This is a genomic window from Pseudoalteromonas amylolytica, from assembly GCF_001854605.1.
GTDB classification, from domain to species: domain Bacteria; phylum Pseudomonadota; class Gammaproteobacteria; order Enterobacterales; family Alteromonadaceae; genus Pseudoalteromonas; species Pseudoalteromonas amylolytica.
In genome coordinates, this window is record NZ_MKJU01000026.1 from 66,231 (window position 1) to 88,562 (window position 22,332).

The window sequence follows — 22,332 nt, forward strand, 5'->3', positions numbered from 1 at the left end:
ATGAAGTTATTAACAAAAAGCAAAGCTGTCATGCTTTGTGGGTGTATTGGTATGGCATTAGGCTCTACCGCCTATGCCGCTGGCAAAAGCACACCACAAACAGCATTGCCAATACAAGCCATCAACAATTTACCAAATGGCAAACTAAAAACTAGCCTCAGCAAATTACCTCCTCACGCCCAACAAAAGGCGCTTGTACAACTACAAGAACTGGCAATTCCAGCTATTGATACCTTGCTGATGCAAGCCGATAGCAGCGGTGAGCTGTTCTACATCGAAGAAGCTTTGGTTGACGGCCTAGCGAACGATTCTGAACAAGCATACACGTTGCCGCCTGTGGATGTGTTTAAACTACACAGTAACCCAAGTTCTAATAACAAAGTGTTTTTAGATTTCGATGGCGGCATTGTCAGTGGTCGCGCATGGGGAAGCGGTGCCACTTTTGATTCAGCGCCCTATGATTTAGATGGCGATCCAAATACATTCAATGAAAATGAACGCGCGCGTATTCATGACATCTGGAACCGCATGGCGGATGATTTCGCCGCCTTTGACATTGATGTCACAACAGAAGCTCCCGTTGAGTTTGGTCCGAATGTTGGCTGGGTGTTATTTACCAAAGACACCGATCTGTCTGGCTATGCCATGCCACATCAAGGTGCCGGGGGCGTGGCCTACGTGAACGTGTGGGGCCGCAGTAATTTTACTTACTATCAACCTGCGTTTGTGTACTACAACCGCCTAGGCAGCGGCGTCGCATCTTATATGGCTGAAGCAGGCTCTCATGAGCTTGGCCACAATTTGGGATTAAGCCATGATGGCACTTCCACGCAAAGCTACTATCCAGGCCTTGGCAATGATAGCGATCCGAGCAGTTGGGCGCCAATTATGGGCGCCAGCTACTATAAAAATGTGACCCAATGGAGTAAAGGGGAATACCCCGATGCCAACCAAAATCAGGATGATATCGCGATCATCGCAACCAAATTAGGCATGACAATCGACACCGAAGGTAGCAGTGATAACCCTGTTATTTTGCAAGTAGACAGCCAAGGTGGATTTTCTGCGACTAACCGCCAAATAGACCCCGACAACGTATCTACAGGCAACAAAGGTAGCGTGCAAGTCAGTGACAGTGACTGGTTTCAGTTCAGTGTGGGCAGTGGTCCCGCTGAATTTATTGCCATCCCTGCCTGGGATGTATTTCCTCGCAGCAACAAGCGTGGTGCTAATCTGGATATTGGCCTGAATTTATACGACAGTAGTGGCACAGTGGTCGCAACTAATAATACCCATAACGATACCAGTGCTAGTATTCAGATAGATCTCGCACAAGGGGTTTATACGCTAGAAGTGTTTGGTGCTGCGGGCCCATATGCAAGCGACTATGCAAGTCAAGGCCATTTCTATTTACAGGGTCAAGTGACTCCTGCAACCCCTGATAATACACCACCAGATCCTAATCCTATGAGTTTTGCTCAAGCTCCAACAACGATGAGTGATTCAGAAATTACAATGCAGGCTGTTAGCGCTATTGATGACAATGGTGGTGTCGTAAGCTATCGCTTTGACTGCACACAAAATAGCAATATCTGCCAAGGCAGTGACTGGCAAAGTGATACTGTGTTTACGGCAACGGCACTGCAATCACAGACTCAATATTGCTTCAGCGTACAAGCAAAAGATTTAACAGGTAACACCACGGTGCCATCTGCAAGTTTGTGTGCTACCACACATACCCCACCGCCAAAACCTTTGCCCCCTGCTCCACCAAGCAATTTATCAGTGCTTGACGCTCAAGACGGTACCGCTTTATTAAATTGGCAAGACAACAGTGACAATGAGCTGATATTTGAAGTACAGCGAGAGTCACAACACAAAAACGGTCGCTGGCAGGCAACCCAGCTGGTGGCATCTGTTGGCAGCAATGAAACCACACACACTGATAACAGCGGTAAGGGGACATTTCGTTATCGAGTACGTGCAGTGAATGAAATAGCCAGTTCTGAGTGGACGATATGGCAGGTAGTGAGCGTGACCAGCACCACAGACGGTGGCTCAGATAAACCCTGTAAAGGCAAAAAGTGTACTAATTAGACATATCTCTCTTAGATATCACCAAAAGCAGCCACTTGGCTGCTTTTTTTGCAGGCTGTGCTTGCTCACATCACATTGATAAGGCCAATAATTCTACCTCAGCGGTCTATCGACGACTCAGCCTTGCCCTAAAACACTTTTCACGGTGTCGAACAACATATAATGATCGTCACATAAAATAGATTTTTGGCTTAAATCTAATTGCTCTCCTTTGACCCTACCGGGTAAAAAACCGCCACCACATAACGCCTTATGTGGGCATTGCTGGCAATCTAGTGGCCGATAGTCTTTGAGCTTCAGGAGCTTAGCAAACATGGGCTCCTGTTCCAGTTGAGAAACTCCACCAGATATATGTAAGTCCGTTTTGCATCCGCCATCTTTGGCAGAGCGGAAATAATCAGGGTATTCAATCTGACCTTGTGTGTTCACCACAAACATATTCAGTACATCATTGCCTATCGAGTCAATATGAGCCTTACTGCCGTGTAAGACAGTCAAAATGTTAAAAAATGAACGAATATAGATGCTAGGATCATCATTGCGCATCCAGATATTGAATAGCGCTTGTTGCCACTTTCCATAGCGGTGCTGTTTAATAACACTGTCATGTAATACATCTTGTTTCACGGTGTCATGATTGATCTCTATGGGCCACAATACGTCAATCCGTGTCACGGGTAATGTCTTGATCCAGTCAAAATATTCCTGCGGGCTGATGTTGAGATTAATCACACTCAAAAAGCCACTCAACAAAGACTTATATTCGCTGTTGGCAATGTGCTGCACAGTTTTCATTATACGCTGATAACTGCCATGACCACTGTGATCGACTCTAAATTCATCGTTGTATTGTTGCGGGCCATCAATACTGACGCTAATTGACACTTGATACTTTAAACATAATGCAAGTAAGCCATCGGGTACACTGATACCATTTGATTGAATTGAGAAGCTAATTGCAATTTCGTGTTTACGGTTCAACTCATCCGCATGTTCGAACAAAGCTGCAAAACGCTTCACAGGCCACAATGTTGGTTCGCCACCATGTAATGTCACCTTAAAATGCTGCTGTGCGGTACTGACGCAATAGACGGCTATTTCATCAATCATAAGGGTTGCTGTGGCAACGTCCATTTTATTAGCTGTTTCTTCGAAGGTACGATCTGGTCCATTGAACATATAGCAATAACTACAATTCAAATTACAGACACTATTAAGCTTCACGATTGCTGCACTAAACGCCATGATAAACACTCCTTTTTGGCAAATCGGCACTCCACACTGTGAAGTGCCGAGGTCGTACGCTCAGCTTAGATATCTAAACCAAAATCTAAAGAGAAACTAATCTGCGAAGCATCAAGCTTTAAGTCATTAATGATATGACCCTTCACAGCTTCTAAGATCCTAGATTTACCCAGCTCTTCGTTGAGTGAGTGAACGTCTAGCTTGTCGAGTTTTAATTCAGCAGGCTGCCTGAAGGCTTTCACTGCCTCGCTTGTTCTTACTCCTACACCTTTAGCCATAATTTAATCTCCTTCTAAATAAGTGGATTCGACTAGTAACTAGTCAGCCCAAAGCTAGTACAGGAGTATGAGATGTCAACGAAGGTTATTGGGACAAAACTATGAGTTTTTTTTCGTGATTTTGCTAAGTAATTAAATATAATCCTGATTACAACGCTTCACATGTACGCACATACAGCCAAAATTTATTGTCTAAAACTGCTTAATTAATCAATTAAAAACCATCGGTACTGTATTGTGATTTTTACATCATTTTGTAAGCGCTTGACTGTTAAAGCAATAGGCTTATTGGAGTGAAAATGGCAATAATAGAGCGTTTTTTAAGCAAATAGTCGTCGCTTTAAATGACATTGAATGGATCGGCTGGTGCAATATATTTAGTAGAAAAATACGGATGGATGGTGTGCGTAAACAAGCACTCTTTAGGTAGAGATAAGCGTGGTTTAGATACACCAACGCTTATCTTTTTATGCTACGAAATCACTCGTAGGTGATCAGCGGTAAAATACTTCTACTGTACCTTTGGTTTTCAGAAGAAGCGGCTGGCCACGACGGTCTAAAGCTTTTGGTGAAGCAACTTTGATCCACCCTTCACTAATACAGTATTCCTCAACATCATCACGATCTTTACCATTGATGCGCACACCAATCTCGTGTTTGAGTACTTCCTCATTGTAGAATTTGCTACGTGGATTAATAGAAAGTTGATCAGGAATATCTGGTCTTGCTGTTGTGTCGTTCATAATATGTTCTGCGATAAAAAAGGATGCGCTATTGTAGGTAATACTTATCACCCGCTCAATAGCTTCTGTGATAAATGTTTACCAACAACCAAGCTGCATCTTGCTATATAAAATGACTCGCACCACAGCACGCCACGATTAATTTGGTTTTTTTGCTCCGCTGCGAACTAAGTCTTTACCATTTTCAAATACTTCTTGAGTCACCCAGCGACCGAGTAACAGTTGGTGATTATCATCAAGTACCGCGACTAACGGGCGACCATCACTGTTGTTGGTTGCAAGTGCAACCCCTGCGGCGTTTTTAAGACCTAGGCTCCCACCGTCAACTAACCGTAGAAACGCCTCTAACTCTTCCAAGGTATCTATTACTTTATTATCGTCAATCATGCTTTTTACTCTGTTACAACTTACAGGCGGGTAGAATAACAGCTTTATGCTATGTAAAGAAAGTTGAGATATTCCCCCTTATGTTTTACAAAAACCAAGCCTAACAGTTCGTTTTTCTCATTGCAGTTACAACCTTATATGCAAATTTTAATTGCCACACTTGGGTGCTAAACCAAAACCATGGACATACAAACAAAACAAAGCCCCTACTTCACTCCCATCTCCCCTCTAGCAACCTTGGCTCTTATTAGTTGTGAATGTTAACCAAATATATAACTTCAGCCTTTGAGTAAATTTAACTTATTACTGCACAAATAATTTTTAGATATTTTTTTATCTATACTTTTCAATGCAATAACTAAAAACACTTCTAAATTTCATACAAATCACAACTAATCATTTTGATTCAAGATTTAACAACTCTCTCTAGTGTTTAATTTTTTAGCGATATCGATCAAAGGTTGGCTTAAACGACTTTAATACCAAGGCACATATAGTACTTAAGGGGAAACTATGATTCACAATAACAAAAAAAGACTGGCGATAATCATCAGCCAAATTCTAGTTGGTTCACTGTTGTACACACCAGCTTATGCCGCTCAGCAAGACACTCAGCAACAGGCTGACACCAACGGCGACGTCGAAGTAATTCAAGTTCGAGGGATCAGAGGGAGTGTGGTGCAGTCTCTCAACACAAAGCGATACTCTGATGCTATCGTTGATGCGGTAACCGCAGAAGATATAGGTAAATTTCCAGACCAAAACGTTGCCGAATCTTTGCAACGTATCACAGGTGTATCAATCACTCGTAGTTTCGGTGAAGGGGAGCGAGTCAGTATTCGTGGTACAGGTGAAAGCCAAAACCGTACGCTGCTGAACGGTCAGGCAGTCGGCTCTGCAGATTGGTGGACAAACTCAGCCGCCAGCCGTGGCTTTAACTACACCATGCTACCATCAGAGATTATCTCAGCGTTGGAAGTATATAAGTCTCCTGAGGCAGACATAGATGAAGGTTCTATTGGTGGCACAGTTATCGTAAGAACACGTAAGCCTTTGAGCTTAGAAGCAAATAAAATTGCTGGTGCCATCATAGCCCAACACAGTGAAGTATCAGGTGAAACTGACCCACAGCTTTCAGCCATGTATAACTTCAAAAATGACGATGAATCATTTGGTGCACTTATCTCCGTTGTACGCCAACAACGTAACCTACGACGTGATGGTATCGAAGCATGGTCTTGGACCTATCGTGATATTACGCTTGAAGATGGCAGCGTAGTCGAAAATGTGTATAGCCCTGGCGGCGGTGGCTCAGCGATGTTTTCACAAGAGCGAGTGCGCACTGGCATTAACTTAGCACTGCAATACCGCCCAAATGACAACATGGACATTGTCTTCAACGCGCTAGATTCTACATTAGAAGCCGACAATGAAAACCAAAACTTCCTTTGGTTACCAGGCTATGGCGGCTCTCAGTACACCGACATTAACGTAATAAGCCATCCCGTAGTAGGAAACATGGCGGTAGGTGGGACGCTCGGGTTATCTCCAGATGGCAATAATATTCTCGATGAAACCAAAGTCAGAAACTCTGAGCTAAAAACAAAATCATACGATTTGAAAGTTGAGCATCAGGGTGAACTTTGGGAGTCATCTTTTCATCTAGGCTACACTGAGGGTTCTGGTGGCTCTCAGGCTGACCGCTCGGTTGGCTGGGAAGGCAATTACGTACACAGCTTTGATGCCTCACAAGCAGAAGATATTAAAACCAGCTATGGCGCAGATCCTAACGATGGTGAAAAGTGGCATTTAGGCTTTTTACGTTATGATAGCAACGATGCAAAAGACGACGAGAGCTACTTTCAGGCAGACTTCAAACGTCCCATCGACGTGGCCATTTTTAATCAGATCAAAATGGGCGTTAAATACCGTGACCACAGCCGTTTTAATACCAAACACACCACAGATAACCGCACGGATCTAAACTGGAGCCTAGCCGATTACTCAATGGCTATGCCCAGTGATTACCTCTCTGGCCTTGGCTCTGATGGTACAACACGCAGTTACGCCATCACGGATGCCAATAAAATTCGCAAAGAAGGCGATGCGCTTGGCTGGAACTATCGAGTATTAAAAGCCAGTACGTTTGATATCAACGAGAAAATCACAGCCGCCTACATCAAAGCAAATTTGGATGCGGATGGGCTACGCGGTAACCTTGGGGTGAGGTTGGTCAATACCAAACAGACTTCATCCGCATTCGCAGGCGAATCTGGCGCTGAAGTTTGGACCACACAAGAGAAAGATTATTTTGATATTCTGCCCAGTTTAAACCTTGTAATAGACTTAGACGATGATCTGATCATGAGGTTTTCTGCGGCCAGAGTGATGTCTCGCCCTGACTACGCTGATATGACCGCTTCAACGTCGTACAATCTAGAGACACAAACGGGTACTGGTGGTAACCCAGATATTGACCCATATCGTGCTACGCAGTTTGATACCGGTATTGAGTGGTATTTTAGTGACGCAGGTCTATTCTCAGCTGTAATTTTTTATAAAGATATTCAATCATTTATAGAAAGTCAGCCAGCGCTTGAAGTTCATGAAGGTAGAGAAATCCTTATCAGCCGACCCATTAATGGTAAGGCTGGTAGAATTCAGGGGCTAGAGCTTGGCTATCAGCAAGAGCTATATGAAGGCTTTGGTATCGCAGCAAACTATACTTACGTAGACGGCGAAGCCAAAGATGCGCAAGGTAATGATATTACGATTCCTGGTAACTCTGAGCATACTGTAAACCTAAGCTCATACTATGAAAACGAAATCATCAGCGCTCGCATCTCATACAACTACAGAACTGGCTATGATACTGGCCGAGATTGGCCAGGCTATATGGATGACTACGGACAAATAGATGCTAATGTCACTTATACCTACAGCGAAAATCTAGCATTTGTAGTAGAAGCAATTAACTTAACCGATGAACATACCTTCAGCTATCAAGAAAAAGGGGTTGAACAAGCACTCACTGGTGTTTATGCGGATGGCAGACGTTTCAGCGCAGGTATCAGGTTTAACTTCTAGTGCTCACTAGAGGTTAGAGAGCGAACATGGATGTTCGCCACACTCAAGTCGTACTACTGCTAACACAGGTTCGACTTTATCGGCTCCCTGCCCGGAGTCACCAAGCTGATAGCACCCGCTATCAGCTTTCTTTATTGCGTTATGAGCATAGTCCGACTTTTTCATCTCGCTCACCGAATATTGGTCTGTGGATTATTTTAATTTCTCTTATATTGTGGTTAGATAACCAGTCAAGTCGAGCTATTCCTAACAACACAAGCCAAAGGTGAGTAACAAATAAGATGCACAGCAACCTCATTATCAGGCTTATTTTTTTACTCCTATGTGGATGTAGTTGGCTCGGCAGAGCAGACCTCTATGACGCTACCCTCGCTTACCAAGATGCCAATTATCAACGGGCGTTTACCCAATTTAACCACCTAGCCAAACTTGGCAATGCGGATGCTATGTATAACCTGGGGGTAATGTACCTATATGGACAAGGTGTTGAAAAAAGTGTTGCAAGTGCCTTTGCTTGGTTCTCTCTGGCTCATGATTTTGGCGTAACCGAAGCACTTCAAACCGCGCAGTTAGTGTTACAACAAGCTAAGCAACCCAAAGACTTACAAGACTTTGTGCGTCAGCAAAGAGACAACCTTGCAAAAACTTATTTGCTGGACTCGACACTTCCTCGTTTAGAAAAAGCAGAAACCATTCCCTCCCCAAAGAAAATCGCCGATGTGCTTCCCAACTACCCAGAAGAGGCTGTACGACAAGGTGTTGAAGGATGGGTGTGGCTAGAGTTTGATATTGATAGCAGCGGTAAAGCCATCAACATTGAGGTCATCGATAGCTACCCCAAACATACGTTCACCGCAAGTCTACTCAATGCAGTGGAAAAATGGCGCTACAGTGGCGCAAAAACCAATCACTCTCTTATTTACCACTTCGCCACTTACAAAGGCGAGCAATACCACGCAACTTTAAAACTGCAAAAAAAGGATTATGAGCAACAACTTATGCTTAATATTGATGCCGCTGAAAAAGGCGTTGCTCAAGTGCAATACAATATTGCGAACTGGCTGAGTATGAAAGACTATAACGCCTATCAGTTATTGCGATACCATTGGCGTACTGATAACCCTAGCAATCGCTTGCTACTTGCTGCTGCAAAGAATGGCTTTAATTTGGCGCAATACCGCCTTGCTATACAGCTACTTAGCAGAAAGGAGGAAGAGTTAGCAACGCTTTGGTTGCACCATGCAGCAAAGACTATGAATGTTGCCCGCTTCAGACTGGCTACGATACTTTTGCAAAACAGCCATGATGAACAAGCACAAATAAAGGCACTGGATATACTTGAACAAGCTGCATCCGAAAAGCACCTACGTGCCATCATTTTACTCGCTACTACTCATCTGAACATTACAGAAGATCTTGAAAAAGCCAAGTATTGGGTTGAGCAAGGGCTTTCTTTAGATACAACTCACCCACAACTGTTACTGCTTAGTGCCAAACTGACAAGTTCAAAGGTTCAAGTAAACCGATTGCTATCACAAGCGTTAAAATCCGCCATGGACCGAGGCTGGAGCACAGCTGAAATACGCGCATTTTCACAGCTCGCACAATAACTTCTCATTGCTGCTTAAGTAATACAATGTCGCTTTCATAATTGTTGATTCGATTGAATATGACTTTGCTACCATCGAAACTAGATAATACCTGCAGCTCCTTGATATCTGCATATAAATGCAAGCCTACAGCCTGTATTTCCTGTATTTCTTCGCTGGCGCTTAAGTAGCGATAAAGCACTAGTTGATGTCCTCTTTTTAAAATAAAATAGATCCCATCTTGGTATACCGCTGGCTGATAAAGAGAAAGTGAAACCCTCAGCTGCTCCACATCAAACATGCTGGCTAGTTTGGCAATTAGAAAATCTTGCACTTGCTCCTGATAATCCTTGAAGCTCTGATTTTTTGCCGCTAATGACAAACGACTTACGTTAGTAGTGTGCGCTTGCTCACTGCGACCTTGGGATATGTCAAAAAGCCAGTTCTGCCAATCAGCATCGCCAGACAGTTTGGCCTGATACCGCAAACTACGACTATCACTTGACCAACGAAGGCTGGCAACATCAGAGAAGTTATCAATAATTTTTTTGACTTCTTTGGTAAAAGAACTGACTAAATACACCTTATTTGATTTTGACAATACAGCTAAATATTCACTACTTGGTGACAGTAACAATAAAACAGGTGTTTCCCCTTCGGGCATGGTGCCAAGTAAACTTGAGGTGGGCCGATAAGCATACTTGTGCCATAATTCAAACTTGCTAAACCCTTCATTTTTAGCTGCAATGGATGCATACACAAAGTGTAAGCCATCTTGTGAGAGTGTTGCGAGCAAATCCATTCTAGACGGTGAGGTAAGTTGTGTTTGTTTACCCTTACCCTGATCACTCAACTCCAGCTGGTAGTAGTTAATTTCTGCCACCCCTTCAGTATGAGCTGACACCTCAGTATTGGCGTGAAAATCTATTTCAGTGACCGAGCCAAAACTGGCATAGAGTAGCTGTTTGTTCGCGCCGTGTACTTTTTCAATTTGATTTGCGGCCAGTATCACAGACCCTGGTACATCGCCGAGGCTGAAAGCAGTATAAGTTTTGTCTGCTATCTGAGTGTGTGTTCGCGCAATATTATTAAGGTTGGTTAGGTTAGCCAAAAATACTCCCTGCTCTTTTATTTGATAAAGCAAGGAGTGGAACTTCACGTCGTAATGAGTGACATCTCTAATCGGCAATGCAGTTTTATGGATCACTTTAGGGGCACTGCCTGCAAAAGACACATTTAACGACTGCAAATAAGCGCCATCTTTGTCCCAGACTTTAGTGATAAACTGATTGTTGTTATACGGCAACCAAGGCGCGGAATCTTGGGCACTGTTACAAGTATCTAGCACCGTATCTCTTGCCAAACGCCACATCTCCACAGGCCCCTTAACATCCAGTGCGCGTATTTCACAAGAAACGGGGTCTGAACGCGAGTAAATTAACCATTTGCCATCTGCGGACCAACTTGCCGACTCTTCACTATAACCACTGCTTTTTATGGTATGTGTTGTTTTCGTTTCCAGATCATACACGGCTAAGTCAAACTGATCGGCTCCATCGGCTAAGTAGCTATATACCAAGTATTTTCCATTTGGGGAAAAGCGAATAAATAGCTCAGCTCCCGGTGCTGAGGTTATTCTCGTAGTGTTGATCGCTTTAACTTCACCCCGTTGCTGCCAGTATTGCGTAATTGCAAAACCTGCCAAGGTAATGGCTGCGCCCGCTAGAAACCCCAGCAAGGCAAATTGCACACCGCGACCACGCGATACTTCTTCAATATGTTCAAGCAGTGTTGGCGCCCTTTCAACATGGGCAATACATTGATAGCCTAAGCGTGGCACCGTTTTGATAATCTTAGGATCAGTCGGGCTGTCATCCAAAAGCCTCCGCAACTGCGCCACCAGCTGACTCACCGAGTTATCACTCACTATGGTACCGGGCCACAAGGTGTTGAGTATTAATTCACGTGTTACCACCTCGCCATGATTGGTAATCAACAGACGCAATAAAGCGGCATGCTTCGCTTCGATGCTTCTACAGGATCCTCCTACCTGCACAGATAAGTTGCCCAGATCGACCAGTATCTCATTGATTAAAAAACGTTTATTAAGGTTTTCAAGCATTCGCTAAAAATATTGTAAAACTATGGTTCGGCTCGTAATAAAAGCGTATTATGAAAAGTAACTAACAATAACTTACTCGTATTATAAGTTGAGCACAATGTCAGAGACTCTCATACTAACAGCGTCTTGCAGCGCACTTTTAATTGCAGGTTCTAGTTATGCAACAGAGCGCGATCCGACAATCGAAAACTCAATTGAGCGCATTGAAATTCGTGCCTTTCATGACAGCGTTGTCAAGTCTCTCAGTAATAAACGCCACAATCAACAAGTTTCAGATACAATCAGCGCAGAAGATATCGGTAAATTTCCAGATAAAAATGTCGCTGAAGCGCTACAACGCATTACGGGTATTTCTCTTTCTCGTGCACAGGGCGAAGGTGAAAGAATAGGTGTCAGAGGTACTACTCCAGAACAAAATAGAACCTATCTAAACGGTCAATATCTAGCATCTGCAGATTGGTGGATTTCGAGTCAGCCCAGCCGCGGATTTAATTTCACCTTACTTCCCAGTGAAATAGTTTCTACTTTAGAGGTCTTTAAAACACCTCAGGCATCACAGGACGAAGGCTCGTTAGGTGGTGCGATCAATATAAAAACGCGAGACCCTTTATTGACCCCCGCAGGGTACAGCATGGTCACAGCTCAGCTGCAATACAGTGACTTAAGCGATAAGCTCGACCCGCAACTTAGCGCCATTTACAACTATCACAGTGAAGGCGGCGATTACGCGATTTTATTTACCGCCACAAGGCGAGACCGCAGCCTAAGACGAGATGGCCTTGAGTCATGGGGCTGGCATGAGCGCACATTGTATCAAGACAATGACGACAACTGGTATGCCACCCCACAAGAGCAACAAAGTCCAGCAAAAATGATGTGGTTTCCTGGCGGTGGAGGCTCCGCCGTATTCCAGCAAAAAAGGGAGCTGCAAGCGTATACCGTCAATACCGCCTTACAACTATCACCACGCTGGAGGCTCAATGGTCACCTGCTATATTCTCACCTAGATGCAGACAATAATAACCAGAACTTTTTGTGGCAAAGTGCTAAATCAGTGGATTTAGGTGGTGCCGTTCGCAATCTCAATATCATAGATAATACGCTGGTTAGTGCACAATATTTACCAGTAACAGGGCCATTCAACACCAGTATGGAGGCGATTTGGCGAGATTCACAATTAAGCACACACAGCGCACATCTAGATTTAGCCTATGAAGGGGTTTTCTGGACTTCTCAATTACAAATAGGTGTGAGTCGCGGCTCAGGTGGCACCAAAGAAGATATCACCTCGCAGTTTTCTGCCAATACGCAATTTAGTGTCGATACCTCAAACAAAAAGAATATTGTTGCCCGCTACACCACCTCGCCGTTAGATGCTAAACGCTGGTTTCTCACCGAGGCAAGAAATGACAGTCAAAACGGTGAAGACAAAGCTTGGTTTGCACAACTCGACTTCACCCACGATATGGGTTTTAAAATTATTGATGCCATCAAGTTCGGACTCAAGTTTAAAGACCACCAGCGTGATTTTTTGCGTTACCGCTCCAACTCTGGTGGACTTGATGGCCTTGCTGGCCAACTCAATACGACTTTGGCGGACTACCCTGGGCAATTTGTAGACAGCTATTTGGCCGACGTGGGTAATTCAGATACCTTAAAGGTATACAGCTTTGCCGATATCAATGCACTTGCAGAAGATTTTAGCCATCTTAATTTTCAACAGGAAGTTGAAAAAGCCAGCCGCTTTCATATCACGGAAAAAACACTCGCAGGTTACGGCCAACTGCAATTGGCCACTGAGCATTTTAGCGCTAATATGGGCGTTCGAATCGTCAGGACCGCTCAAGATTCAGGCGCATACAAACGCGTTGCCTCTCCTATCGAAGCCCCTGATAGTTATAAATGGCATGAAGAAACAAGAGATTACACCGATATACTACCAAGCATTAACTTCAAGGTGGATTTAAGCGATGAACTTGTTGGTCGCTTTTCCGTTGCACGCGTCATGTCTCGCGCTCAGTTTCACCACCTAATGCCGTCTACCAATTACAACGTCACGCAAGCCCAAGGCCAAGGCGGTAATGCCAATTTAGACCCTTACCGTGCAGCGCAGTTTGATGCCAGTTTGGAGTGGTATTTTGACGATGCGGGGCTTGCTTCATTGGCTCTTTTCAATAAAGACGTAGAATCCTTTATAGAGTTTGATAGGCAATTGGAACATCACGAAGGTATTTTAATGTCGATTGATAGACCAAAGAATGGCGCGGGTGGCAGTATTCGGGGTATAGAGCTAAGTTATCAACAAACGCTGGCCTATGGCTTTGGGATCATTGCGAACTATACTTTTGTTGACGGTGAACGTGAGCAAAGCGACCATAACTTAAAAAACAAAGTGCCCGGCACTTCCAAACACAGCACTAATCTCACCGCTTACTATGAAAATCACCAGTTCAGTACCCGACTAAGCTATAACTATCGCACTCAGTTTGCCACAGGGGTCGGTGAAACCATCATGGATAATTATGGTCAGTTAGATGCCAGCCTTACGATTAAGCTGACTCACAGCCTAGAAGCACAATTTGAGTTTATTAATTTAACGGATGAGCAAATTTATACCTTTGATCGTAATGAATTTGCCCCTACGGGTATATACATCAACGGTAGACGCTATTACGCGGGGCTAAGATATCAGTTCTAAGTTCATTTAAGTTTATAAACTACTTGCCACAGTTGGTATCGAGCTTTGAGTTGAAAAGCCCGATACCAAGCACCTATTTAATAGAATAATGTATCTTGTTCCGAGCCACCGTACACATCAGAGCTAAACGGCCACTCCATAAGCAACCAAATAAGGTTGCAGTATATATTTGCAACTATATTTAATTGCTTGTATCAATACAATGAAATATAGTTGCATCAGTAATAACTTTGAGCAAACATTATATGATAGCGGTGCTAACCGGAGATCTCGTCAACTCCAGCAAAATGAAACCTAACACTTACACTGAGGCAATATCCATATTAAAAAGCATCATGCGCCTAGCCGATGAGCGATATGGAGCGAAAGGCGAGATATATCGAGGAGATGAATTTCAAATTCAATTCCCAAATCCTAGCCACGCGATTGGATGTACACTGTTACTCAAACTCGCATTGCATTGCGCGCCTCAAACCGATAAGCCTATTTTAAGTACACTATCTTTGGCATATGGTGAGCAAACACTCCATAGCAACAGCCCTACCACAGCAACAGGCCCTGTTTTTATCGAGTCAGGCCGAGGCCTAAACAAAACCCCACGTGGTGACCTTACTATTCGCTTTGCAGGCAACGTGAGTGAAGAAATGCAATTGCTAACAGGATTTTTAAGTCATCAATTAAATAAGATGACCAAAACCCAAGCCGAGCTATTATACACTTACATAATAAATGACTTTCCAGATCATCAAAAAATTGCTGAAATAACAAAAACGTCGCGACAGAATATTAGTAATCGACTGAGCAGTATTGGAGCTACCTTGATACGCGACTACATTGGTGTCGTAAACCAAAGAGTTACAACAGCTTAAGGAAAAGAACATGGATCTACTACTGCTGCTGATTGGCGCACATTTTGTTGGCGACTTTTATCTACAACCAACAGCGTGGGTGGAATGTAGAAATACTCGGCATTTAAAATCACCGGGTTTGTGGAAACATTTTTTGGTTCATCTTGTACTCTATTCATTGGTTTTTTTACTGATGGAGTTTTCCTTTTGGCTATCCAGCGTAGCGGTCATGCTCCTTGCTGTTTCACATTTAGCCATGGATTACGTTAAGTCTCACTTGAATAATAGCTTGCGTCCCTTCTTACTCGACCAAGGCGTGCATCTTTTCATTATCTGTTTGGTCTGGATATATTTATCTGAATTTTCAATGGCGCAAGTTAAGCTTTTTCTCAGTGACTTTATCACCGCCAAAAATATTGTCATCGCGCTTGCCTATTTACTGGTATGCAAACCCGCTTCGATACTGATTGCACTAGCTTTGAAAAAACATACCGATTGTTTAACAGCCCCAAACCGACAAAACGAAAGAACAAATAACCCCTCTGGTACTGAACCTATCAATGTTGGCTTAATCTCAGCAGGCGCATGGATCGGCTACATGGAACGTTGTTTAGCTATTTCCTTTATCTTTATGGGACAATTTGCAGGCATTGGCTTTTTAGTTGCAGCTAAAACCATATTTAGGTTTGGAGACTTAACCAAGAATCAAGATATGAAGCTGACGGAATACGTAATGCTAGGCACCCTGTTTAGTTACGCGATAGCGCTATTCGTTGGTTGGCACGGGCTCAGGTTATATCAGGCTATTGCGTAATATATAAACCCACCTCCGCAGAGTTGTATATCCATCAAACGCATAGGTTATTATTCTCAGTGGCACTTTGCTTGCTTTTGTTGAATCCCCTCTATTCTCTGCTATCTTTTTTAAGTAGATTTTTTCCAAATATACGTCAATGACACATTCCAAACGCTGCGCTTATCTGTTGTTTCTATCTGCGTCAATGCAGAGTTTTCCTGTTGCCTCGCAAGATGATGTATTTGCATCGCTGTTTGATATGTCGCTTGAAGAACTGCTAAGTACGCCGGTGACCACGGCTTCAAAACAAGAAGAATCGTTACGCAACTCCAACGCCAGTATTTCGGTTGTTTCACGCCAACAAATAGAACAGTTTGGCGGACATAGTCTCTATGAAATACTTGAACGTATCGTCTCCGTCAACAGCAACTACGGCGTACTCACAACCATTACCACCCGAGGAAGTAAGCCTTGGACGGGCCTTTTACAACACCTTGGATTACTCAATGGCAGGCCTTTTGGTAACCTCTCTGGCGCACACAACCTATATACTTCAATCCCGCTGTCTTCGATTGAGCGGATAGAATACATTCGCGGTCCGGGCTCTGTGCTGTATGGCACAAACGCCTATCAGGGCGTGTTCAATATCATTACCCGACAAGGTAAATCTGAGGGCTGGCAGGCCAATCAAAGTATTGCTGTAGGAAGCTTTGACTCACAAATAATTGACGCCAGCTATGTATATAAAAATAACGATTTATCTGGGGCAATCAATGTTTTGTACACAGATATAGGCGGATGGGATGCACAAACCTTTGACCCAACTAAGCAAACTACATTTAGCAAAAAAGCGTTTCAAACCGACAAAACGCTACATTTAGATATAAACTACAAGGCACTTTCACTATCCCACTTTAGAAATCTACAGCAAAAATTCGGCAACTTTTGGGATGCACCTGAAGAAAACTACATCCCTTGGTCAAAGCTACACCCATCAACCTTCACCAATCTCTCTCATAGCTATCAATTTGATAATAACTGGAAATTAGATAGCCATTACACCAACATCAAAAAAGAGATGGAATGGAGCAGTGAAGGTATTGCAGACGACTTTATACGCATCAAATCTCCACTCAATATTAGATTACTAGAGTTTAACTTAAGCGGTGATTTATCAGACAATGTTTCACTGTTGGTCGGCGCATATCATGAACATCGCAGAGTGTATGCTGCTTCAACTATCCCTGATGCCAAGGAGCGCTATGCCAGTTTGTATGCGCAAATAAAGTACGTTGTCACGCCAAAGTTGAATGTAGAGTTAGGCGGGCAGTATGTGACGTCCGTCGAGCTTATCAATAACATTGATAACCAATCTGATTTTGTACCAAGACTCGGACTTACCTATCACTTGAATGACGTTTGGACGTTGAAGCTGCGCCATGCTAAGGCGTTTCGTCATCCATCTTCAGGAGAGCGCACCATCGAAACCCCAGGGATCCAAAAAGGGACCCCCGATCTGAGATCTGAAACTATCAATACCACAGAAGCGCAACTGTTTTATCAAACAGACGAAAAGCTATTCACTGCTACCTTGTATAAAAATGAGGAGCACGACTTAATCTTGCTGCGCCCCTCCGATGACCCTAACTTTGCATTGGAGAATAAAAATAGCGGTGAAATTTCATCATATGGCATCGAATTGGAATATAAGCATCAATTAACAGCCCAGTGGTACGCTGAATTATCTGCCACACATCAGCGCAATGAAGATAAGCACGGCACAGAAAATATTAACCTAGCGCCCAATAATAGTTTTAAGTTCGGCCTAAGCTACGATGATTCACGCTGGCAGCTTGGCATGTACCTGCTCAGTTACTCTAAGTATCACGATAACATTTTGTTTGACCCAAACAGGGAGCTTGTGAATCCGCCAGCCGATGGTTATAACTGGTTAACCGTTAAAGCCAGCCGAAAGTTTATCGTCAATGATGATAATCAACTCACCGTGTCACTGGAAATTAAAAACCTGTTGGATGAGTCTGTTTATCAGCCCAATGATACCCCTGTGTTTTATCCCATCAATACCTTGCCCGCTCGTGAAGATTTAGGGGCGTTTTTGTCAGTAAACTATCAATTTTAGCGTGATAGGCTCAGTCCAATACAACTCAAACATAGCACATTGCAATAAAGCGTGTTACCAGATGAATATCGATACCATTACACTCTCAAGGTTGTGCGGATAGAACTGTACATACTTACTATGTACTCATAAATTGCAACAATCTAATAAATTAGGCTTGTATTAACCAAAAGTCAGGGTATCGTATAGCACAAATGTAAGTCACGTCTCCTTGTTGGAATTCAGATGCGTAAACTGTTGTTACTATTATTGTGTTTATCAGCCCCCGCAATGGCCTATCAGGTTCAGCCAATGATCGTCGATCTCGCGTCTCATGGCAAAAAATCGTTAGTAACCTATCGACTGCAGAATCCCAGTGATAGCCCTCTGCCCATTGAAATAGAAGTCTATAAACGTACTTTCGACGAAAACCATAAAGAAGTGTTAGTGCGTGCAGAAGAAGACTTTATTGTGTTACCGCCACAAATTGAGGTACCAGCAAAAGGTCACCAAGTTTTTCGTGCTAAATATTTAGGCTCGACCGAGCTTAAGCAGACCCATTCCTATCGCATTGTATTTAAACAGCTACCACTACCCGGTGATGACGAAAAATCTGGGGTTAAAATGGTATTTAATTTTGCTACCTTGGTATTTGTCAGCCCAGAGGGCATCGCAGCTAAGCCAAACAGCAGTGTAAGTTGTGAAAAAATAACAGACTGTAAACTGACCATCAACAATGACGGTGAACGTGTATTAGACCTTTCTGGATTTGAATATCATTTCCATCAAGGCGATACCGTGATTAGTTGGCCTCAGTTCCAAGGCGTCACCTCTGGGCGCTTCATTATGCCGGGGCACTCTATGGTGATAGATTTACAGTCTCTGCTAAATGACAAGCCAACCAAAAGTGCCGCGCTTATCAACCTATTCAGTAAAAAGTAACCAATAAGCGATGTTAGCAATGGGCTTTACCCACAGGCCAGCCAAATGGCAATGCGTGCTGTTAAGCGTGCTGTTTATACAGGCATTCCCCGCGCTTTCGGCCGTTTATGTGATGGAGTTTCCTATCAGGCAAAATGCGACTGAACTGGGCCATGTGTCAGCCACCGTCGACGGACTCACCTTGAAGTCTATCTCGGCCGCTGAGTTTAAACGCAATCTACAATCAGTGTTAAGTAAAGAAGTACTCGCATGGCTGACAAGCAAAGGAGAGCAGGAAGTCACCCTTGAGCAGTTTCGCTCGCACGGGATCTCGCTGTCATTACAGCCGCAAGACCTCACCATTGAAATGTCGTTAACTGAAGCTGCGATGGCAACAGACAGCCTATCGTACGGTAGGGAAAAACACTTTGAACAGCCAAACGGTGAAGCGAACTGGGCGGTACTAAACAACTTCAACTTAAACCATGAACGCAGTGATAATAACCAAAGCCACCACTCACAGTTTGAGTGGCTCATCAATGCCAATGTTGGTGGTGGTGATGGTATCAATATGCGCAGCTCTATATTTTGGGAAAACGATGATAATCTAGAAGAGCAGTTTTATCGGGGTGATATTGCTTTGTTCTACGATCAGCCTGATATGCCCCTGAGAATGACCTTGGGTGATACCCAAACTAGCAGTCGTGGTCACCTTTCTGGCACCCAGCTTGGCGGGTTTGAAATACAAAAAGCCTACTCAAAATTGCAGCCACAGCGCAAAATAACGCCAGGTAATAGCCAACAGTTTGTGCTGCCACGCCCCGCTACACTCGAAGTATTTATTAATGACTTTTTGATCTCTCGACTCAGGCTGCGTGCTGGACGCTATGATTTAAACGACTTACCACTGACATCCGGTGTGAATAATATCCAAATCGTCGCCACCTATGCTAATGGCGAAACCCAGCAGTTTAGCTTTACCACACACTATAACGCCAGATTACTGGCCGAAGGCTTAAGTGATTATTCTTTCGCGGTAGGCTATGTCTCGTCTGTAGAAGATGGTCGTTACCACTATGATGATGACTTACTCATATCAGGCAGCTATGAATACGGATTAACTGACAGTTTGACCTTTGGCGTAAACGGGGCAATTCACCCACGTGGCCACGTGCTGGGCTCGGTTGCCACACTCAATAGCCTATTAGGCAATATATCGTTTCGCTTTTCACAAAGTGATATGCAATACCAAACACACAGCAGCACCCAAGGCCACGCCTATTCTATCGAAACCGAGCACAGCGTTTTTGGCAAAGGAGACTATGGCTCACCAAACTTACGTTTAGGCTACGAAGTCAAAGAAGACTTCACCAACACGCCATGGCTGCAATTCAGTACGCCTAATAACAATAAAAGGGCCTATGTAGACTACAGCTATATCATTGATGACAATCTTGATGTTAATTTAAACGCGTCACGCTCAACCAACAGTGACGCTATGGTGACTAAAAACATAACAGCAGAGTTAAACCTGCGTTATGAGGGCTTGCGGGTGAGAGTTGGCTATAACCACAGCACAAGTGAAGACCCACGGACCCTCTCTGAAAATCAGTTTGTTCTGAATTTCATTTGGAATGACTATAACCGCCGAAGTAATATTCGCACCCGAGCGCAGTACAATAATCAAAGTAAAGTTGCCAGTGCCAGCTATGGCAAAACCAACAATAACTTTGTTAATGATTACGGTTATGAACTCAGAGCCGAAAGAGGTAGTGACTATAGACAAGAGCAGTTTAAAGCCAGCTATACCGGCGCCTTTTTTAGAGCTGATGTGGGCGCAAACAACTATACTCGCTCACAGCAAAGCAGTGAAAGTGGCGCGAATATCAACTTATCTACCAGTGTCGGTATTGCTGATGGCCACGTGGGTATGGGGGCAACCACCACCGCGCCGTTTGCCGTTGTGACTAAACACAAGACGCTCAAAGAGACCGACGTTCTGGTCAATGTTAACCACTTTGGTCGCGCACAAACAAAGCCCAGTCAAAATATTGGCGCACTCATTGACCTAGGGACCGGCTATGCAAACTACCAGTTTAATATTGATGTACCACAAGCCCCATTGGGCTACGACTGGGGTCCTGGAATGTACCAAATCGTCGGTGGGGCAAACACAGGTCACCATATCCAAATAGGTTCAGAGCTCTCGTATACGGTTATTGGTACTTTAGTGGATGAGCAAGGCACGCCGATTGCAATGCAACGAGGACGGGTCATCAAACAACAAAATACTGACGGCCAAAAAGCGCAGCCGCTGAGCCGAGCATTTTTTACCAACCGAGCAGGTAGGTTTGTCGTGGAAGGAATTAGTGTTGGTGAGTATCTGATTGAATTAAATGACACTCAGGGTACTTTTTTAATTGAAGATACGGAACAACGATTTATCAGAATTGGCACACTAACGCTTGAGAAAATCCCATCGAAAGGAGACGCAAGTAAATGAAATTAAAAGTTTATATGTTGCTAATTGCGGCTCTTCTTTGCGCTTCCAACCAAGCACTGGCGAAACACGGACGATGTTATGGCACTTTATGGGCCACCTCTGATCCATCTGAAATCATAGAAGAGCACAGTGACCGAGTTTCAGTATACTTGCCATTAAAAGTACAAGTTTCTGACACATTATTAAATTGTGCGGATGAAATATGGATTGAAGACGTTTACTACTACTCTTTAGTATTCACAGGACCGACAGAATATAAATACGCCAGACTGTTGGACTCACAGTTTAATACCATGTGGCCACAAAGTGGCATATGGCGCATTCCTCTTACGAGTCGTTCTAGTCAATTGTGGGCCCGCTTGCAGCATTATAGCCTGTTTCCTGCGGGCTCTTATACGGGCAGTGTAAAAGTATCTATCGTGCGTAGGAACCGCGTGATAGAAGAGCAATACCTCGATATGGCTTATTACTCACAGCCGCAGGTTGCGGTCTCCTTAGATAACGCCAGCAAAGGTAAAGTCTCTGGCAGCAATGGACATTATCAAATCAATTTGGGAGAGCTGAAAAGCGATATGCGCTTCTACTGGGGCATTAATATTCTGAGCAACAGCTCTTACGACATTGTTTTAGACTCAGAATACAATGGCTTGCGTCATGAAACCGATACTCAAGCACTGATCGACTATTCGATAACCTTCGATAACGTCAAAATTTCGTCTTCAGAGCGACTCATTCGTAGCTATAACTTTTTTCCAGGCGTCAGAAATAAGTGGTTTGGCTTTGAATTTATTTTGGGTAACACAGAATTAATGCCAGCGGGATATTACAGAGATAATTTATCACTGACTGTTTACCCAAAGTAAACCATTGAAATAAAACAATTTAATAAAGACCCCAGA

At 43.6% G+C, this 22,332-nt stretch carries 15 protein-coding genes; 10 read left to right on the plus strand and 5 right to left on the minus strand.

Features of this window, described 5'->3' with window-relative positions; translation table 11 throughout:
• On the plus strand, positions 1 to 2,097 hold the full coding sequence (locus BET10_RS11130; RefSeq protein ID WP_070985662.1) for a zinc-dependent metalloprotease family protein: 2,097 nt from the start codon (positions 1 to 3) through the stop codon (positions 2,095 to 2,097).
• Positions 2,098 to 2,214: 117 nt separating this feature from the next.
• On the opposite strand, the gene BET10_RS11135 is transcribed toward BET10_RS11130, so the two are convergent.
• The 4 genes from BET10_RS11135 to BET10_RS11150 form a co-directional block, all read right to left on the minus strand.
• Positions 2,215 to 3,342, minus strand: coding sequence for a radical SAM protein (locus BET10_RS11135; protein ID WP_070985663.1), 1,128 nt, complete (start codon positions 3,340 to 3,342; stop codon positions 2,215 to 2,217).
• Between the two features lie 65 nt (positions 3,343 to 3,407).
• Positions 3,408 to 3,620: a hypothetical protein gene (locus BET10_RS11140; RefSeq protein ID WP_070985664.1), complete on the minus strand. Its 213-nt coding sequence runs from the start codon at positions 3,618 to 3,620 to the stop codon at positions 3,408 to 3,410.
• 494 nt (positions 3,621 to 4,114) lie between these two features.
• The gene (locus BET10_RS11145; protein WP_070985665.1) at positions 4,115 to 4,363 is read right to left on the minus strand and encodes a DUF3297 family protein; all 249 of its coding nucleotides are present in this window, start codon (positions 4,361 to 4,363) and stop codon (positions 4,115 to 4,117) included.
• 138 nt (positions 4,364 to 4,501) lie between these two features.
• On the minus strand, positions 4,502 to 4,750 hold the full coding sequence (locus BET10_RS11150) for a hypothetical protein (protein ID WP_070985666.1): 249 nt from the start codon (positions 4,748 to 4,750) through the stop codon (positions 4,502 to 4,504).
• A gap of 513 nt (positions 4,751 to 5,263) precedes the next feature.
• Here BET10_RS11150 and BET10_RS11155 point away from each other — a divergent pair.
• Both BET10_RS11155 and BET10_RS11160 read left to right on the plus strand, forming a co-directional pair.
• Positions 5,264 to 7,837 carry a TonB-dependent receptor gene (locus tag BET10_RS11155; protein WP_070985667.1) on the plus strand — a complete coding sequence of 858 codons (2,574 nt, stop codon included), beginning with the start codon at positions 5,264 to 5,266 and terminating at the stop codon, positions 7,835 to 7,837.
• Positions 7,838 to 8,118: 281 nt separating this feature from the next.
• Positions 8,119 to 9,447: a TonB family protein gene (locus BET10_RS11160; protein WP_070985668.1), complete on the plus strand. Its 1,329-nt coding sequence runs from the start codon at positions 8,119 to 8,121 to the stop codon at positions 9,445 to 9,447.
• A 4-nt stretch (positions 9,448 to 9,451) separates the two neighbouring features.
• On the opposite strand, the gene BET10_RS11165 is transcribed toward BET10_RS11160, so the two are convergent.
• Positions 9,452 to 11,548 carry a winged helix-turn-helix domain-containing protein gene (locus BET10_RS11165; RefSeq protein WP_070985669.1) on the minus strand — a complete coding sequence of 699 codons (2,097 nt, stop codon included), beginning with the start codon at positions 11,546 to 11,548 and terminating at the stop codon, positions 9,452 to 9,454.
• A 97-nt stretch (positions 11,549 to 11,645) separates the two neighbouring features.
• On the opposite strand from BET10_RS11165, the gene BET10_RS11170 reads away from it, so the two are divergent.
• From BET10_RS11170 to BET10_RS11200, 7 genes are all read left to right on the plus strand, one after another.
• Positions 11,646 to 14,246, plus strand: coding sequence for a TonB-dependent receptor (locus BET10_RS11170; RefSeq protein ID WP_070985670.1), 2,601 nt, complete (start codon positions 11,646 to 11,648; stop codon positions 14,244 to 14,246).
• Between the two features lie 245 nt (positions 14,247 to 14,491).
• The gene (locus tag BET10_RS11175; protein ID WP_070985671.1) at positions 14,492 to 15,115 is read left to right on the plus strand and encodes a hypothetical protein; all 624 of its coding nucleotides are present in this window, start codon (positions 14,492 to 14,494) and stop codon (positions 15,113 to 15,115) included.
• A 10-nt stretch (positions 15,116 to 15,125) separates the two neighbouring features.
• A complete protein-coding gene (locus BET10_RS11180; RefSeq protein ID WP_070985672.1) occupies positions 15,126 to 15,908 on the plus strand; it encodes a DUF3307 domain-containing protein in 783 nt (260 codons plus the stop codon).
• A 139-nt stretch (positions 15,909 to 16,047) separates the two neighbouring features.
• Entirely contained in the window at positions 16,048 to 18,030 is a 1,983-nt protein-coding gene (locus tag BET10_RS11185) for a TonB-dependent receptor plug domain-containing protein (RefSeq protein ID WP_083330515.1), read from the plus strand.
• 225 nt (positions 18,031 to 18,255) lie between these two features.
• The gene (locus BET10_RS11190) at positions 18,256 to 18,951 is read left to right on the plus strand and encodes a fimbrial biogenesis chaperone (RefSeq protein ID WP_070985674.1); all 696 of its coding nucleotides are present in this window, start codon (positions 18,256 to 18,258) and stop codon (positions 18,949 to 18,951) included.
• Between the two features lie 10 nt (positions 18,952 to 18,961).
• Positions 18,962 to 21,433, plus strand: coding sequence for a fimbria/pilus outer membrane usher protein (locus BET10_RS11195; RefSeq protein WP_240503679.1), 2,472 nt, complete (start codon positions 18,962 to 18,964; stop codon positions 21,431 to 21,433).
• Positions 21,430 to 22,296, plus strand: coding sequence for a hypothetical protein (locus tag BET10_RS11200; RefSeq protein ID WP_070985675.1), 867 nt, complete (start codon positions 21,430 to 21,432; stop codon positions 22,294 to 22,296). The genes BET10_RS11195 and BET10_RS11200 overlap by 4 nt, the downstream gene beginning before the upstream one ends.
• Positions 22,297 to 22,332: the final 36 nt, after the last annotated feature.

What these genes read in the sequence shown, in the direction of transcription:
- BET10_RS11195 (WP_240503679.1), top strand. Translation starts at nt 18,962, where the DNA reads ATGTTAGCAATGGGCTTTACCCACAGGCCAGCCAAATGGCAATGCGTG.
- BET10_RS11150 (WP_070985666.1), bottom strand. Translation starts at nt 4,750, where the DNA reads ATGATTGACGATAATAAAGTAATAGATACCTTGGAAGAGTTAGAGGCG.
- BET10_RS11180 (WP_070985672.1), top strand. Translation starts at nt 15,126, where the DNA reads ATGGATCTACTACTGCTGCTGATTGGCGCACATTTTGTTGGCGACTTT.
- BET10_RS11165 (WP_070985669.1), bottom strand. Translation starts at nt 11,548, where the DNA reads ATGCTTGAAAACCTTAATAAACGTTTTTTAATCAATGAGATACTGGTC.
- BET10_RS11140 (WP_070985664.1), bottom strand. Translation starts at nt 3,620, where the DNA reads ATGGCTAAAGGTGTAGGAGTAAGAACAAGCGAGGCAGTGAAAGCCTTC.
- BET10_RS11135 (WP_070985663.1), bottom strand. Translation starts at nt 3,342, where the DNA reads ATGGCGTTTAGTGCAGCAATCGTGAAGCTTAATAGTGTCTGTAATTTG.
- BET10_RS11155 (WP_070985667.1), top strand. Translation starts at nt 5,264, where the DNA reads ATGATTCACAATAACAAAAAAAGACTGGCGATAATCATCAGCCAAATT.
- BET10_RS11190 (WP_070985674.1), top strand. Translation starts at nt 18,256, where the DNA reads ATGCGTAAACTGTTGTTACTATTATTGTGTTTATCAGCCCCCGCAATG.
- BET10_RS11185 (WP_083330515.1), top strand. Translation starts at nt 16,048, where the DNA reads ATGACACATTCCAAACGCTGCGCTTATCTGTTGTTTCTATCTGCGTCA.
- BET10_RS11145 (WP_070985665.1), bottom strand. Translation starts at nt 4,363, where the DNA reads ATGAACGACACAACAGCAAGACCAGATATTCCTGATCAACTTTCTATT.
- BET10_RS11160 (WP_070985668.1), top strand. Translation starts at nt 8,119, where the DNA reads ATGCACAGCAACCTCATTATCAGGCTTATTTTTTTACTCCTATGTGGA.
- BET10_RS11170 (WP_070985670.1), top strand. Translation starts at nt 11,646, where the DNA reads ATGTCAGAGACTCTCATACTAACAGCGTCTTGCAGCGCACTTTTAATT.
- BET10_RS11130 (WP_070985662.1), top strand. Translation starts at nt 1, where the DNA reads ATGAAGTTATTAACAAAAAGCAAAGCTGTCATGCTTTGTGGGTGTATT.
- BET10_RS11175 (WP_070985671.1), top strand. Translation starts at nt 14,492, where the DNA reads ATGATAGCGGTGCTAACCGGAGATCTCGTCAACTCCAGCAAAATGAAA.
- BET10_RS11200 (WP_070985675.1), top strand. Translation starts at nt 21,430, where the DNA reads ATGAAATTAAAAGTTTATATGTTGCTAATTGCGGCTCTTCTTTGCGCT.